The 14,519-nt window shown below is 73.4% G+C and carries 14 protein-coding genes; 10 read left to right on the top strand and 4 right to left on the bottom strand.

The annotated features are described in order from the left end of the window. Positions 1–17: 17 nt before the first annotated feature. The 3 genes from ACFPCY_RS03475 to ACFPCY_RS03465 are packed head-to-tail and all read right to left on the bottom strand — an operon-like array spanning position 18 to position 1,932. Positions 18–752 (bottom strand): SDR family NAD(P)-dependent oxidoreductase, encoded by a 735-nt coding sequence (locus ACFPCY_RS03475; RefSeq protein WP_378252073.1) that lies wholly within the window; start codon positions 750–752, stop codon positions 18–20. Beyond that, positions 752–1,375: a cysteine hydrolase family protein gene (locus tag ACFPCY_RS03470; RefSeq protein WP_378252072.1), complete on the bottom strand. Its 624-nt coding sequence runs from the start codon at positions 1,373–1,375 to the stop codon at positions 752–754. Before ACFPCY_RS03470 ends, ACFPCY_RS03475 begins: the two co-directional genes overlap by 1 nt. Positions 1,376–1,425: 50 nt before the next feature. After that, positions 1,426–1,932 carry a GNAT family N-acetyltransferase gene (locus ACFPCY_RS03465; protein WP_378252071.1) on the bottom strand — a complete coding sequence of 169 codons (507 nt, stop codon included), beginning with the start codon at positions 1,930–1,932 and terminating at the stop codon, positions 1,426–1,428. A 34-nt stretch (positions 1,933–1,966) separates the two neighbouring features. Here ACFPCY_RS03465 and ACFPCY_RS03460 point away from each other — a divergent pair, with 34 nt between their 5' ends. The 6 genes from ACFPCY_RS03460 (at position 1,967) to ACFPCY_RS03435 (ending at position 8,253) form a co-directional block, all read left to right on the top strand. Beyond that, positions 1,967–2,650 carry an endonuclease V gene (locus tag ACFPCY_RS03460; protein WP_378252070.1) on the top strand — a complete coding sequence of 228 codons (684 nt, stop codon included), beginning with the start codon at positions 1,967–1,969 and terminating at the stop codon, positions 2,648–2,650. A gap of 69 nt (positions 2,651–2,719) precedes the next feature. Beyond that, entirely contained in the window at positions 2,720–3,118 is a 399-nt protein-coding gene (locus ACFPCY_RS03455) for a Zn-ribbon domain-containing OB-fold protein (RefSeq protein WP_378252069.1), read from the top strand. Continuing rightward, positions 3,115–3,465, top strand: a complete 351-nt coding sequence (locus tag ACFPCY_RS03450) for a VOC family protein (protein WP_378252068.1) — start codon at positions 3,115–3,117, stop codon at positions 3,463–3,465. The genes ACFPCY_RS03455 and ACFPCY_RS03450 overlap by 4 nt, the downstream gene beginning before the upstream one ends. Before the next feature lie 108 nt (positions 3,466–3,573). Beyond that, positions 3,574–5,160, top strand: a complete 1,587-nt coding sequence (locus ACFPCY_RS03445; protein ID WP_378252067.1) for a class I adenylate-forming enzyme family protein — start codon at positions 3,574–3,576, stop codon at positions 5,158–5,160. Positions 5,161–5,306: 146 nt separating this feature from the next. After that, positions 5,307–7,505, top strand: a complete 2,199-nt coding sequence (locus ACFPCY_RS03440) for an acetate--CoA ligase family protein (RefSeq protein WP_378252066.1) — start codon at positions 5,307–5,309, stop codon at positions 7,503–7,505. Next, positions 7,492–8,253 carry a glucose 1-dehydrogenase gene (locus ACFPCY_RS03435; RefSeq protein WP_378252065.1) on the top strand — a complete coding sequence of 254 codons (762 nt, stop codon included), beginning with the start codon at positions 7,492–7,494 and terminating at the stop codon, positions 8,251–8,253. The genes ACFPCY_RS03440 and ACFPCY_RS03435 overlap by 14 nt, the downstream gene beginning before the upstream one ends. A 79-nt stretch (positions 8,254–8,332) precedes the next feature. Here the strand turns inward: ACFPCY_RS03435 and ACFPCY_RS03430 are convergent, their stop codons facing one another. Then, positions 8,333–9,742, bottom strand: a complete 1,410-nt coding sequence (locus ACFPCY_RS03430) for an amidase (protein ID WP_378252064.1) — start codon at positions 9,740–9,742, stop codon at positions 8,333–8,335. A gap of 88 nt (positions 9,743–9,830) precedes the next feature. Here ACFPCY_RS03430 and ACFPCY_RS03425 point away from each other — a divergent pair, with 88 nt between their 5' ends. From ACFPCY_RS03425 to ACFPCY_RS03410, 4 genes are all read left to right on the top strand, one after another. After that, positions 9,831–10,388: a TetR/AcrR family transcriptional regulator gene (locus ACFPCY_RS03425; RefSeq protein WP_378252063.1), complete on the top strand. Its 558-nt coding sequence runs from the start codon at positions 9,831–9,833 to the stop codon at positions 10,386–10,388. Between the two features lie 310 nt (positions 10,389–10,698). After that, entirely contained in the window at positions 10,699–12,234 is a 1,536-nt protein-coding gene (locus ACFPCY_RS03420) for a cellulose binding domain-containing protein (protein ID WP_378252062.1), read from the top strand. An 817-nt stretch (positions 12,235–13,051) separates the two neighbouring features. Next, entirely contained in the window at positions 13,052–13,177 is a 126-nt protein-coding gene (locus tag ACFPCY_RS03415; protein WP_378252061.1) for a hypothetical protein, read from the top strand. Between the two features lie 467 nt (positions 13,178–13,644). Further along, positions 13,645–14,511 carry a helix-turn-helix domain-containing protein gene (locus tag ACFPCY_RS03410; protein WP_378252571.1) on the top strand — a complete coding sequence of 289 codons (867 nt, stop codon included), beginning with the start codon at positions 13,645–13,647 and terminating at the stop codon, positions 14,509–14,511. Positions 14,512–14,519 lie beyond the last annotated feature (8 nt).

Below are 14,519 nucleotides of genomic sequence, written 5' to 3'. Positions count from 1 at the left end.
TCCGGTTCCGCGGCGGGTCACTGCATCGTGATCCCGCCGCTGACCGAGACGGTCTGGCCGGTGATGTAGGCGGCGCGGTCGGTGCACAGGAACGCGATGACGCCCGCGATGTCGGACGGACGGCCGATGCGCCGCAGCGGGATCTGCTTGGCGAGCTTGTCGAGCAGGTCCGGATGCCGCTCGGCGACCTGCCGGACCATGGGCGTGTCCGTGGGGCCGGGGCAGACGACGTTGCTGGTCACACCGTCGCGCGCGGCCTCGCGGGCGAGCGTCTTGGCGAGCCCGAACAGGCCCGCCTTCGTCGCGGCGTAGGCGCCCTCGCCGCCCGATCCGGCGCGCGCGCCGTCCGAGGAGACGAAGATCAGGCGGCCGTGCCCGCGCTCGGCCATGCGGGGCAGCAGCGCGCGCGTGAGCTGCATCGGCGCGCGCAGGTTGACCTTCCACATGAGGTCCCAGTGCGCCGGGTCGCTCTGGACGAACGGCTCGACGATGCTGACGCCCGCGTTGTGGACGAGGATGTCCACCGGCCCGACGGTTCCGACGAACGCGTCGATCGACTCGGGGTCGGCGAGATCGACGCGCAGCGCCGCGCCGCCGACCTCCTTCGCGGTGCGGGACGCGGCGTCCGCGTCGAGGTCGGCGACGACGACGTGCGCGCCGAGCGAGGCGAGGTCGGCGCAGATCGCGCGGCCGATGCCGCCCGCGCCGCCGGTGACGACGGCGACGCGTCCGGTGAGGTCGAGGCCGTCCATCAGCCCTCCCAGGCTCGGATCAGCTCGTCGGCGGTGGCGCGCGCGGCGAGCAGCGGGATCGTGTGGGCGAGGACGGCGTCCCCGTACTCGGCGGGCGTCCCGGCGACCGCGTCGGTCACGCAGACGACCCGGTAGCCGAGGTTCACCGCCTCCAGGCAGAGGCCGGGGACGCCGAGGTTCAGCGACAGCCCGACCGCGACGACCGTGCCGACGCCGAGCGAGCGCAGCGTCATGTCCAGGGACGTCCCGGTGAACGGCGAGAACCCGTGGTAGCGGCGCGATTCGAGGTCGGACGGGTCGGACAGCTCGGGCAGCACCTCGACGGCGCCCGTCCCCTCCAGCATGTGCGAGGGGTCCTTGAGCAGCGCGCGGAGGAACGGCGAGTTGCGCGTGTGGCTGCCCGCCCGGTCCGGGCGGAACGCGGCCGTGCACTGCACGACGCGCACGCCCGCCGCGCGGGCCGCTCGCGCGACGCGCGCGGCGCTGGCCGTCACGCCGCGCTCGGCGCAGATCGTCACCAGGTCGGGGAAGCGGGCGAGGTCGCCCGCCACGCCGCGCTGCATCTCCATGACGAGCAGCGCCGTGCGGGCGGGGTCGGCGAGTTCGGCGAGGTCGGTCGGCACCCGCCCACCCTAAACGACCTAGCATTTGCTTGGGTAGGCGTGGACCGCCCTCAGCCCGGCCGGCGCTGCCCGTAGACGTGGACGCGGCGGCCCCGGTACTCGGTGTCGCGCAGGTGCCGGTGCCCGATCCGCTCCGCCACCGCGACCGAGCGGGCGTTGCCCGGCAGGATCAGCGAGACCACCTCGCCCGCGGCCAGCTCGGTGAAGCAGTAGCCGAGCGCCGCCCGTGCCGCCTCGGACGCGTAGCCCTTGCCCCAGTGCTCGCGCGCGAGGCACCAGCCGACGCCGAGGCCGGGGAAGCCGTGCGGGCTCCACGGTCCGGCGCGTCCGACGAACGCGCCGGTGGCCTTCTCGACGAGCGCCCAGTGCGAGTAGCCGCGGATCTCCCGGTGCCCGATGAACATCGCCAGGTTGCGCCACACGTCGTCGCGGGTCCGGCCGACCCCTTCGGCCAGCCCCGCCGCGACCTCCGGGTGGGCCATCATCGCCGCGTAGTCGTCCCAGTCGGCGCCCGCCAGCGGACGCAGGACCAGCCTCTCCGTCTCCAGCTCAGCCATGATCACAGTGTGCGCGGGCGCTACCGTTTCCGCCATGGAGATCACGGTTCCGCACCCCTGGCCCGGCACGCCGGCCGAGGCCGAGGCGATCCAGAACGAGCTGCGCGGACGCGTCGAGGCGTCCGGCTCGGTCGCGCCGCGCACGGTCGCGGGACTGGACGTCTCCTACGCGGGCGACGGCGGCGGCGCCCGCACGCGCGTGGCAGCCGCCGCGGTGGTGCTGGACGCGGCGACCCTCGACGTCGTGGAGGAGTCGGTGGCGGTCGGGATGTCCGACTTCCCGTACGTCCCGGGCCTGTTCGCGTTCCGCGAGCTGCCGACGCTGGTCGAGGCGCTGCGCGGCCTCTCCGCCACCCCGGGCCTGCTCGTCTGCGACGGGTACGGGCTCGCGCACCCGCGCCGCTTCGGCCTCGCCTGCCACGTCGGGATCATCACCGGCCTGCCGACGATCGGGATCGCCAAGACCGCGTTCGTCGGCGCGCACGAGCCGCCCGGCCCCGCGCGCGGCGACCAGGCTCCGCTGCTCCTGGACGGCGTGGAGGTCGGCCGCGTCCTGCGCACGCAGGACGGCGTGAAGCCGGTCTTCGTCTCCGTCGGCCATCGCGTCGGCCTGGACGAGGCCTGCCGCCTCGCGCTCGCGCTCGCGCCGCGCTACCGCCTGCCCGAGACGACCCGGCGCGCCGACCGCCTCTCCCGGGACCGCCTCGCCGCGGCCTGAGAGCGTCCGTTCGCGGCGCCACATCGGCGCCCTTGTCGCTCAACCAAGCGTGCGCTAGGTTGGGCCGCGATGGACCAGCCGCGCCCCGCTCCGACACCGAGCCCGCTGACCGAGCCCTACTGGGCGGCCTGCCGGCGCGGCGAGCTGGCGCTCCAGCGGTGCGCCGGATGCCGCCGGTTCGTGCACTTCCCCGAGCCGCGCTGCCCCTGGTGCGGCGGCGCGGACCTGGCCTACGAGCCGGTGTCCGGACGCGGTTCGGTGCACACGTTCACCGTCGTGCACCGCTCGTTCCTGCCCGGTTTCGAACCGCCCTACACCGTCGCCTGGCTCGACCTCCCGGAGGGCGCGCGCGTCTTCGGGGACGTCACCGGATGCCCGCCCGAGGACGTCCGGATCGGGATGCCGGTCCGGGTCCGCTTCGCCGAGCTGCCCGGCTTCGGCCCGATCCCCCACTGGAGTCCCGCATGACCGATCTGCCGCGCCTCGGCAACGTGCTCTACCCGGCGCAGGACGTCGAGCAGGCCGTCGCCTTCTACCGGGACGGCCTCGGCCTCACGCTCAAGTTCCAGGACGGCGGCCGGTTCGCCGCGTTCGACGGCGGCGGCACGACCCTCGCGATCGCCGGACCCGAGGAGGACGTCGCGGGCGGCGCGCCCGCCGCGTCCTTCAAGGTCGCCGACGTCGCGGCGACGGCCCGGAAGCTGACCGCCGCCGGGGCCACGGTCGTCCGGGAGCCCGAGGAGGGACCGCACGAGATCCGCGCCGTCCTCCGCGACCCCGCGGGGAACCTGTTCGTCCTGTACAGCTCCCGCTGACCGCCGGCCCGGACCGCCGCACCGGTCCCCCGGTACGCCGGTTCCGCCTCGCCTCCCGCCGTCCTCACCGCATCCCACCCCTCCAGCTTGAGCCGAAGGAGCCGAGCCGTGGCGCGAGAGAACAGCCCCAGCAGCGACAGCCCGTTCAGCAACTACGCCCACGCCATCCTGACCGCCAACGCCCTGCGCACCCCCGACAAGACGGCGCTGACGTACTGCGGCGAGCAGAGCTTCACCTACGACCAGCTCAACCGCCGCGTGAACCGCGTCGCGCACGGCCTGCTCGCCGCCGGGGTGGCGCCCGGCACGCGGGTCGCGTCGCTGATGAACGAGACGCTGCACGTCGCCGAGGTGTACCTCGCGCAGATGAAGATCGGCTCGGTCGTCGCCGCGCTGAACCCGTTCTGGCCCGCCGATACGCTGCGGGAGGTCGTCGAGCACTCCGAGTGCACGGCGTTCGTGTACGACGCGACCGTCGAGAAGCTCGTCGAGCAGATCCGCCCCGACCTGCCGAACGTGAAGCTCTGGCTCCGCGTCGGCGGGCCGGCCGGCGACACCGTGGACCTCGACGCGCTCGCCGCGAAGGCGCCGGAGGCCGAGCCGCCGCTCGGCGGGTTCGGCAACGACCTGCTCGCGCTGTTCTACACCTCCGGGACGACGGGCCTGCCGAAGGCCGTCATGCACACGCACTTCTCGTCGCTGGCGTCCGCGCAGATCTGGCTGGACGTCGAGCACGGCCCCGACTCGGTGATGGGCACCGGCGCGATCATCTGGGGCATCGGCTTCCCGGCGCTCGTCGGCCCGGCGTTCTACGCGGGCATGACGCTGGTGCTCGAACAGGACTGGGGTCCGGCGAACTTCCTCCGGGTCGTCCCGCGCGAGAAGGTCACGCACGTCTCGCTGATCCCGAGCTTCTTCTCCGCGCTGCTCGGCTCGGACGTCCACACCGGCGTGGACCTGTCGTCGCTGAAGGCGATCGTGCTCGGCGGCGAGCCGCTGCTCCCCGCGCTGCGCGAACGCATCCTCGCCCGCGTGCCGGGCGCGGCGATCTACAGCTACTACGGCCAGACCGAGGCCCCCTACACCTGCTTCGGACGCCAGGACGACGGCAGCCAGGACATCTCGTCGGTCGGCCGCGCCCGCACGTCCTGCGCGGTGCGGATCACCGACCCGAACGGGAACCGCGTGCTGGACGAGGTCGGCGAGATCAACCTCGCCGGGCCGAACGTGATGGCCGGCTACGACAAGCTGCCGGACAAGACCGCCGACGTCCTGCGGGACGGCTGGTACGTCGGCGGCGACCTCGGCCGCATGGACGCCGACGGCTTCCTCTACGTGCTGGGCCGCCGCGAGGACGCGATCCTCAAGGGCGGCCAGTGGACGCAGCCCGTCCAGATCGAGGAGGCGGCGATCGAGCTCGACGGCGTCGCCGAGGCGGGCGCGGTCGGCGTCCCCGCGCACCCCGAGGGCCAGGACGCGGTCGAGCAGAAGGTGCTGCTCGCGGTCGTGCCGCGCGAGGGCGCGTCCCTCACCGAGGACGCCGTGAAGTCCGCCCTCGCCGCCCGCCTGCCCGAGCACCGGCGCCCCGACGCCGTGGTCATCGCGAGCATGCTGCCGCACACGCAGGACGCGTCGGGCGGCCCCGGCAAGCTCCTGCGCCGGGGCATCCGCGACGCCTACGCCGACCGCGTCTGACGCACGACCGCGTCTGACGCACGACCGCGTCTGACGCACGACCGCGTCTGACGCACGACCGTGCCCGATCCGCGCGACCGCGCCCGATCCGCGACCGCGCCCGATGCGCGACCGCGCCCGATGCGCGACCGCTTCTGAGGAGGACTGTGAGCCACGTTGCCGAACACCAGGTCAAGGCGTGGATCTCCGGGTTCGGGGTGACCGTGCCGCGCGGCGCGACCGCGCGCACGCGCGCCGAGGTCGTGGCCGCCGCCGGTGGGCTGACGCCGCCGCTCGTGGTCAAGGCGTACGGCCCCGGGCTGCTCCACAAGAGCGACGCGGGCGCCGTGCGCCTCGGGCTCGACTCGGCGGAGTCGGCGGCGGAGGCCGCCGCCGAGATGCTGCTCACGCTCGACGACAAGGGGATCGCCGCGGACGGCCTGCTGGTCGAGGAGCAGGCCGAGCCCGGCGTCGAGCTGATCGTGGGCGCGGTGCGCGATCCGGCGTTCGGCCCCGTCCTGATGGTCGGGCTCGGCGGCGTGTGGACCGAGGCGCTTCGCGACACGGCGCTGCGGCTCGCGCCGATCACCGAGGACGACGCGCACGCGATGCTCTCGGAGCTGCGCGGCTCCGCCCTGCTCGACGGCTACCGGGGCGCGCCGCCGGTGGACCGGGACGCGGTGGTCAAGGTGCTGCTCGCCGTGAGCGACATCGTCACGGCGCTGGGCGACGGCTTCACCGAGTTCGAGCTGAACCCGGTCATCTGCGGGCCGTCGGGCGCGGTGGCGGTGGACGCGCGGCTCGTCGGCCGCGACGACCTGAACCTGGACGCGAGCCCGGCCTCGCCCGGCACCGGAGCGCTGAAGGCAAGCACGGTCTCGCGCGGCGACGGGGCATCGGAGGCGGGCCAGGCCTCGCGCGGCGACGGGGCGCTGGAGGCAGACCGGGCCTCGCGCGGTGAGACGGCGTTGCCGGAGGTGACCGACTTCGATCGGTTGTTCGCGCCTCGCGGGGTCGCGGTGGTCGGGGCGTCCACGAAGCGGCCGAACTTCGGGAACATGTTCCTCGGCTTCTACAAGGCCGTCGGGTACGAGGGGCGGCTCGTCGCCGTCCATCCGACGGCCGAGGAGATCGACGGGGTGCCGTGCGTCCCGTCGCTCGCCTCGGCCGACGTGGACTACGCGCTGGTCGCCGTCCCCGCCGAGCAGTGCGCGGACGTCGTGCGGCAGGCGTCCGGGATCCCGTTCGTGCAGGTCATGAGCGGCGGGTTCCGGGAGATGGGCGAGCCCGAGCTGGAGACCGACCTCGCGCGCGCCGCGCGGGAGGCGGGCGTCCGGCTGCTCGGCCCGAACTGCATGGGCGTCTACTCCCCCGCCGGAGGGCAGACGTTCATCGGCGGTGAGCCCGGCCGTCCGGGACGGATCGCGGTCGTGTCGCAGAGCGGCGGCCTCGCGGGCGAGATCATCAAGGTCGGCGAGCGGCGCGGGCTCACGTTCTCCAAGGTCGCGACGGTCGGCAACAGCCTCGACGTCACCCCGGCCGAGCTGCTGCGCCACCTGGCCGCGGACGGCGGGACGTCCGCGATCGGCCTCTACCTGGAGGATCCGCGCGACGGGCGCGGCCTGTTCGACGCGTTGCGCGCGTCGAGGCGTCCGGTCGTGGCGCTCGTCGGCGGGCGCAGCGACCAGGGCCGGACGGCCGCCGCCTCGCACACCGGCGGGATGATCGGCGACGACCGGATCTGGACCGCGCTCGGCGTCCAGACGGGGACCGCGATCGTCCGGAGCCAGGACGACCTGATCGGCGCGCTCGACGCCCTGGACCTGCACGGACGGCGCTCGGTGCGCGGGGACGGCGTGCTCGTCATCGGTCCGAGCGGCGGCGCGAGCGTGCTCGCCGCCGACGTGTTCGACGGCGCGTCCCTCGCTTTGCCGCAGTTCCCGGACGAGGCCGTCGAGGCCCTGCGCGGGCTCGGTCTCGGCGCGGGCAGCTCGCTCGCGAACCCGCTGGAGATTCCGGTCGGTCCGCGCGGCAACCCGGACCTCATCCGGAACGCGGTCACGGCCATCCTGGCGCGGCGCGCGTTCTCCGATGTCGTCGCGCACGTGAACGTGCAGAGCTTCTTCACCTTCGGGAACAGCGCCGATCCGCTGGTCGCCTACACGCGCGCGGTCGGGAAGCTCCAGGCGGAGGTCCCCGGCACGCGGATCACCCTGGTCGTCCGGAACGCCGAGTGCGCCCCGCCCGGGGTCGAGGACGAGGTGCGGGCCGTCGCGCGCGAGGCGGGCGTCCCGGTCTACCGCAGCATGGAGGCCGCCGCGAGCGCGGTGGCCGCGATGAGGAGGACCCTCGATGGGAAGTCTTGACGGCAAGGTCGCGATCGTCACCGGCGGCGCCCGCGGCATGGGCAAGTCGCACGTGCGGCGGTTCGTGGACGAGGGCGCGAAGGTCGTGTTCGGCGACGTGCTGGAGGACGAGGGCGCCAAGCTCGCCGCCGACCTCGGGGACGCCGTCCGGTTCGTCCGGATGGACGTGACGAAGGCCGAGGACTGGGCGACCGCCGTCCGGACCGCCGTCGAGACCTACGGCGCGCTGCACGTCCTGGTCAACAACGCGGGCATCCTCAAGCACAAGCCGATCGAGGACATGACGATCGACGAGGCGCGCGCGATCATCGAGGTCAACCTGCTCGGCCAGTGGCAGGGCGTGAAGGCCGTGATCGAGCCGATGCGGGCGGCCGGCGGCGGGTCGATCATCAACGTGTCGTCCACCGAGGGCTTCATCGGGGCGGCGGGGCTCTCGGCGTACAGCTCGTCCAAGTTCGGCGTGCGCGGGCTGACGAAGTCCGCCGCGCGCGAGCTCGGCAAGTACGGCATCCGGGTCAACTCCATCCATCCCGGAGCGATCGTCACCGGGATGTCGATGCAGCAGGACGTCATCGACGCGACCGCCGACCGCGCCGAGGCCCTGATCCAGGGCCTGCCGCTCGGCCGCCTCGGGAACACGCGCGAGGTGTCCGGGCTGGTCGCCTACCTGGCCTCGGACGACGCGTCCTACTGCACCGGCAGCGAGGTGCTCGTGGACGGCGGCCTGGTCACCGGCTCGGGCTACTGACCGGCGAACGCCGCCGCCCGCCCCGGCGAACGCCGCCGCCCGCCTCGACGCACGCGGCCGGGGCGGGCGGCGGCGGGTGTCAGCGGCTCACGGCCGCGGCCGGTTCGGCGGGATGCCGGTCGGCCCAGCCCTCCACGGCCTCCAGCTGCGCGGCGAGCGAGATCAGCGTCGCCTCGTCGGAGTCGTGGCCGAGGAGCTGCGCGCCGATCGGCAGGCCGTCCCGGCTGAACCCGGCCGGGACGTTCACGCCGGGCCAGCCGAGCACGTTCCACGTCCAGGCGTAGGGGCAGGCCGCCGCCACGCCCGACTGCGTCCGCTGGTAGCCCGCGCCGTCGAACGCGCCGACCTCCAGCGGCAGCTGCGCGGTCGTCGGGGTGAGGACGACGTCGGCGGTCTGGAAGATCCGGCCGACCCGGCGGCGGAAGTACGGGTCGAGGCGGCGGGCGAGCGGCAGCAGGCGGCGGCCCGCGATCCGCCCGATCCTCGCCTCCACCTCGGTGCGCGGCTCCGGACGCGGGTTCGGCATGCCGTCCAGCCAGTCCGCGACGCCGGTCGTGCCGCGCGGCACGAGGCCCATGAAGATCGGCCCGTAGTCGGGGTCGGCGGGGAACACCTTGTGCCCGAGCGCCGTGAGGCGGCGCGCGACGCGCTCGACCGCGAGCCGGATCTCGGGGTCGAGCCTGCTCGGCACGCCGAAGGCGGTCCGGAACGACACGGCGATCCGCAGCCGCCCGGGAGCGGTTTCGGCGGCCGTCGCGAACGGGGTGACGGGATGGTCGAGCTGGTAGGCGTCGTCCGGGTGGCTTCCGGTCAGGACGTCGAGGAGCAGCGCCGCGTCCCCGACCGTCCGGGCGAGGGGGCCCCAGACGGTGATGCCGTTGAACGGGTCGGTGTGCGGGTAACCGGACACGCGGCCGCGCTGCGGCTTGATGCCGACCAGGTTCGTCCAGGCTGCGGGGATGCGGATCGAGCCCGCGCCGTCCGAGCCGACCGCCGCGGGGACGATGCCCGCCGCGACCGCCGCCGCGCTCCCGCCGGACGACCCGCCCGGCGTCCGGGCGGGGTTCCACGGGTTGCGCGCGCGGCCGAAGCCGGGCGACTCGCTGAACGGCCACAGCCCGATCTCGCAGGTCGTCGTCTTACCGATGATCACCGCGCCCGCCTCGCGCAGCTTCCGGACGATCTCGGCGTCGGTGGTCTTGGGCCGGTGGTCGCCGAGCACCGCGAACGGCGTGGTCTCGCCGGCGAGGTCGGTGTCGTCCTTGATCGCGACCGGGACGCCGAGCAGCGGCAGCCACTCGCCCGCCGCCATCCGCCGGTCCGCCTCGTCCGCCTCCTTCAGCGCGGCCTCGTACCGGACGACGCGGAACGCGTCCAGCGAGTCCAGCGCGTCGGCGCGGGCCAGGGCGTGCTCCACCAGCTCCCGCGACGAGACCTCGCCGTCCGCCAGCAGCGCCGCCTGGTCGGCCAGACCGAGGAAGTCGTCCATCCCGTCGCACCCTTCGTCTCGCCCCAGGTATCGTTCGTTCGAACGAACGATAACGCCCGGCGCCCGGATGGGGAAGACTGGAACGACCATGACCACCCCGCGTGACCGCATGCTCCAGGCCACCCTGGACCTCATCGCCGAGCACGGCGTCGGCGCCGTGACCAACCGCGCCGTCGCCAAGGCCGCCGGCGTCTCGCTCGGCTCGCTCACCTACCACTTCCCGAGCCAGTCCGACCTGCTGCGCGAGGCGCTCACCACGTTCGTGGACGACGAGATCGCGGGCATCACCGCGTACGTGGAGCACCTGCGCGACGCGGGCCTCGACCCCGACCGCGCCGCCGACGAGGTCGAGAAGGCCGTGGTCGGGTTCGCCACCGACCGCCGCCAGATCGCCAACCTCGAACTGCACCTGCACGCCGCGCGCGACCCCGACGTGCGCGCCACCGCGGAACGCTCGGTCGCCGCCTACGACCGGCTCGCCGCCGCGATCCTCACCGCGCTCGGCGTCCCGGACGCCGAGCTGCACGCCCCGGCCGTGGTCTCGCTGCTCTACGGCCTCGCCGTCCGCCGGCTGGCGACCGGCGACCTGTCGGCGGCGGGCACCGCCGACGCGCTCCGCTCCGTCCTGCGCGGCCTGCTCTCCTGACGCCCCGGCCCGCTTCCTCGGCGCCCCGGCCCGCTTCCTCGACGCCCCGGCCTGCTTTCCTGACGCCCCGGCCCGCTCTCCTGACGCCCCGGCCCGCTCTCCTGACGCCCCGGCCCGCTTGCTCGACGCCCCGGCCCGCTTGCTCGACGCCCCGGCCTTCCGTGCGGCGGACAGGCCGGCCTGCCGCGGGCCGGACGGCCCTTGCCGCGGCGGGCGTCCGGGGTTAGCATCCGGCCGAACAGTTAGGAAACTTTCCTTTAGTAAGGCCATCGGGGGCCTGACCGCGTCCCTCCTGCCCAGGGAGCTCCCCGTGTCCCGAGCCGCTGTCGCCGTCCTGCTGACGGCCCTGCTCGTCCTGCTCGGCGTCCCCGCGCACGCCGACACCGCCGCCTTCACCAAGGTCTCCGAGTGGAGCGGCGGCTACACCGGCCAGTTCACCGTCACCAACACCGGAAACGCCCAGCTCAACGGCTGGACGGTCGGGTTCGACCTGCCGTCCGGCACCAGCGTCGGCTCGTACTGGGACGCCCTGCTCACCCGCACGGGCGACCACTACGAGTTCAAGAACCGCGAGTACAACGGCACCCTCGCCCCGGGCGCGACCGCCACCTTCGGCTGGGTCGCCTCCGGCAACGGCGCGCCGCAGAACTGCACCCTGAACGGGAAGTCCTGCGCGGGCGCTCCCGACACCACGCCGCCGTCCGTCCCGACCGGCCTCACCGTGAGCGGCGCGACCGGAACGTCCCTGACGGTCGGCTGGAACGCCTCGTCCGACAACACGGGCGTGACCGGCTACGACCTCGTCCGCGACAACGGCTCCCCCACGACGGTCACCGGCACCTCGACGACCGTGACGGGCCTGTCGCCGAACACGTCCTACTCCTTCAAGGTCCGCGCGCGCGACGCCGCCGGCAACGTCTCGGCCTACTCGTCCGCGGTCACCGGCAAGACCACCGACGGCGGCGGCACCCCGCCCCCGCCCAGCGGGACGATCCGGTTCGCGCCGTACATCGACATCACGATGAACACGCCGTCCCTGACCTCCGCCGCGTCCGCGACCGGGGTGAAGAACTACACGCTGGCCTTCGCGCTCGGGGACAGCACCGGCTGCAACCCGGCGTGGGGCGGCACCATCGCCCTGGACGACCAGCGCATCATCAACGACGTCCGCGCGCTCCAGCAGTCCGGCGGCCAGGTGGTGGTGGCGACGGGCGGCGCGGCGGGCCCCTACCTCGAACAGTCCTGCGGTGACACCGCGAGCCTGCTCGCCGCCTACGAGAAGATCCTCGACACCGTCAAGACGAACAACCTGGACGTGGACATCGAGGCGTCCATCGACATCCCGAAGGTCAACGCCGCCCTCAAGCAGCTCCAGCAGGCGCGCGGCACCACGATCAGCTACACCATGCGCGTCCAGGGCCAGGACTACGGCATGGACCCCTACTCGATCCAGATCCTCCAGGACGCCGCGTCGCGCGGCCTGAACGTCGGCGTCAACCCCATGCTCATGGACTTCGGCTACTCCGGCGACTGGGGCGACGCCATGGTCTCCGCCGCCACCGCGAGCCTCGCCCAGATGAAGCAGATCTGGCCGGGCAAGTCCGACGCCGAGCTGAAGTCCCTCCTGGGCGTCACCCCGATGATCGGCAAGAACGACAGCGGCATGACCACCACCCAGGCCGCCGCCCAGAAGCTCCACTCCTGGGCCGTCTCCAACAACATCGGCTTCATCCGCTTCTGGTCCGTGGGCCGCGACAACGGCGGCTGCCCGAACGGCCAGGTCTCCCCCACCTGCTCGGGCGTCTCCCAGTCCCCCTACGAGTTCACCGGCATCCTGAAGTACTGAGAAAAGACGACCGGCCCGCACGGCCCCGAGCGGGGTCCTGCGGGCCGTACGGGCCGGTCACCTGTCTCAATCAGGAACCAGGAGTCGGAACCTCAGCCGACGTAACCTCAACTCTCCCGCGCCACCTCCGCCGTAGCCCTCAACCTGACACCCGCCACGCTAAGCACCCCGAACCCTCCGGAGAACCCTCTTAATCCTCACTTAGGGTTCGCCTGAGTCGGTGTTATTCCGGGTGCCTTCGCATGCGCGCTGAGCTGGGAAGGAAGTGTGAAGGGCCTCCCGCGGCAACGGGAGGCCCTTCCGGTCGTGGTGCCCCGCCCGAGCCATCAGACGTGGAGCCATCGACACGTACAAGGTACGGGCCGGGCCGCGTTGTTCGGCATCCCCTCGGGAGCGGTGGCGCTGCCCTGCCGGTGAGGGCGGGTTGGGGCGGGGCGCTGACCTGCGGGGATGGCGAGAGAGGTGGCCGGCTTCGTTGTTCGTGGTTTCGGGACGGGGTGGTGTTCGTGCCTCTGCATGAGCAGGTGGCCGGTTCGGTCGTGGAAGTGCGAACAACTTTCGCTTGACCGGGAACGGGACGGCGCGATAAGCGCTCGGGCGCGGTCGGACTTCGAACAACGAGTCGGGCCATATCGCTTCCGGAAGCGGAACGTGTCCGACACGATGAACGCGAGTGGGGCGCGGAGCGTCCTTCGCGGCGGCAACCGCGAAGGACCGGAAGGACCGCGCTCGCTTTCTCCGCCCGAGCCATTCGTCCAAAGTGGGAGCTTTCGTGAGTTATGCCGTGGAAGTCCGTCCTTGCGTTACCCGGCCCGGGGTGCGCGACGTGTGGGCCGCGCCCGTGGTGGTGCTGGTCGTGGTGCTGGTGCTGCGGGGCGTCGATCCCTGGTGGGCGCTGGTGCTCGCGGCGTCGGCGGTCCTGCTGCGGACCTCCGTCCGCTGATGCCCCGGCCGGAGAATCCGCTCGATCCCGAGTCGGGTCCGGTCGCGGCGTTCGCGGTCGCGTTGCGGGAGCTGCGGGCGAGCGCGGGGTCGCCGAGCTACCGGGCCATGTCGAAGCGGTCCTACTACGGGTTCACCACGCTCGCCGAAGCGGCGGCCGGACGGCGCTTCCCCACCTGGGAGATCACGCGCGCCTACGTCGCGGCCTGCGACGGCGACCTCCAGGAGTGGGAGCAGCGGTGGAAGAAGACCGCCGCGCGGCTCGGGCACACGGGTGACGCGGGCGCGGACGAGTCCGGGGAGCGCTCCCCGCCGCTCCGGGCCGTGCCCGCGCCGCGCCGGTCCGAGTCGTCCATGGTGCAGGTGGTCGGCGCCGCCGTGCCCGCGCCTCGCGGTGGCGGCGCGGCCGTGTCCGTGCCTCGCGGTGGCAGTGCGGCCGTCTCGCTCGCCGCACCGGACCACGAGGAGGTGACGCCGCTCAGCCAGTGGCCGCGTGGCGGGCCGACCGTGCTGCGCATCCTGCTGGGCGCCCAGCTGCGGCGCCTGCGCGAGAACCGGGGGATCGGCCGGGACGAGGCGGGGTACGCCATCCGCGCCTCCGACTCGAAGATCAGCCGCATGGAGCTGGGCCGCGTCAGTTTCAAGCAACGCGACATCGACGACCTGCTGACGCTGTACGGGGTGACCGACCCCGCGGAGCGCGCCCCCCTGCTGGAGCTCGCGCGCGAGGCCAACTCGCCCGGGTGGTGGCACCGGTACGGGGACGTCCTGCCGCCGTGGTTCGAGACGTACCTCGGCCTGGAGGAGGCCGCGTCTGTGGTGCGCATCTACGAGTCGCACTTCGTGCCGGGGCTCCTCCAGAGCGAGGACTACGCGCGGACCATCGCGAGGATGGGCCAGGCGGACGCGTCCGATGCGGACGTCGAGCGGCACGTCCGCCTCCAGGCCATGCGCCAGCGGCGGTTCGCCGAGCCGGACGCGCCGACGCTGTGGGCGGTCCTGGACGAGGCGGTGCTGCGGCGTCCGGTCGGGGACCGCGGGGTCATGCGCGGCCAGGTGCGCCATCTCATCGAGATGGCGCACCTGCCCAACGTCACGTTGCAGATCCTGCCGTTCGCCTTCAGGGCGAGCACGCTCGTGAACAGCCCGTTCACCATCCTGCGGTTCGCGGAGCCCGACCTGTCCGACGTGGTGTACCTGGAGCAGCTGACCTCGGCGCTCTATCTCGACAAGCCGAGTGATCTCGACATGTACGGCGGGGTGATGAACAACATCTCCCTTTCGGCGACCGGGCCCGGCGAAACCATGAGGTTCCTGATGTCGCTGCTCGCCTAGGATCTGGG

Source organism: Actinomadura gamaensis, assembly GCF_042652125.1.
Lineage (GTDB): Bacteria > Actinomycetota > Actinomycetes > Streptosporangiales > Streptosporangiaceae > Spirillospora > Spirillospora gamaensis.
The sequence above is the reverse complement of the archived record's forward strand: the minus strand, read 5'-3'. Positions and strand labels throughout refer to the sequence as shown.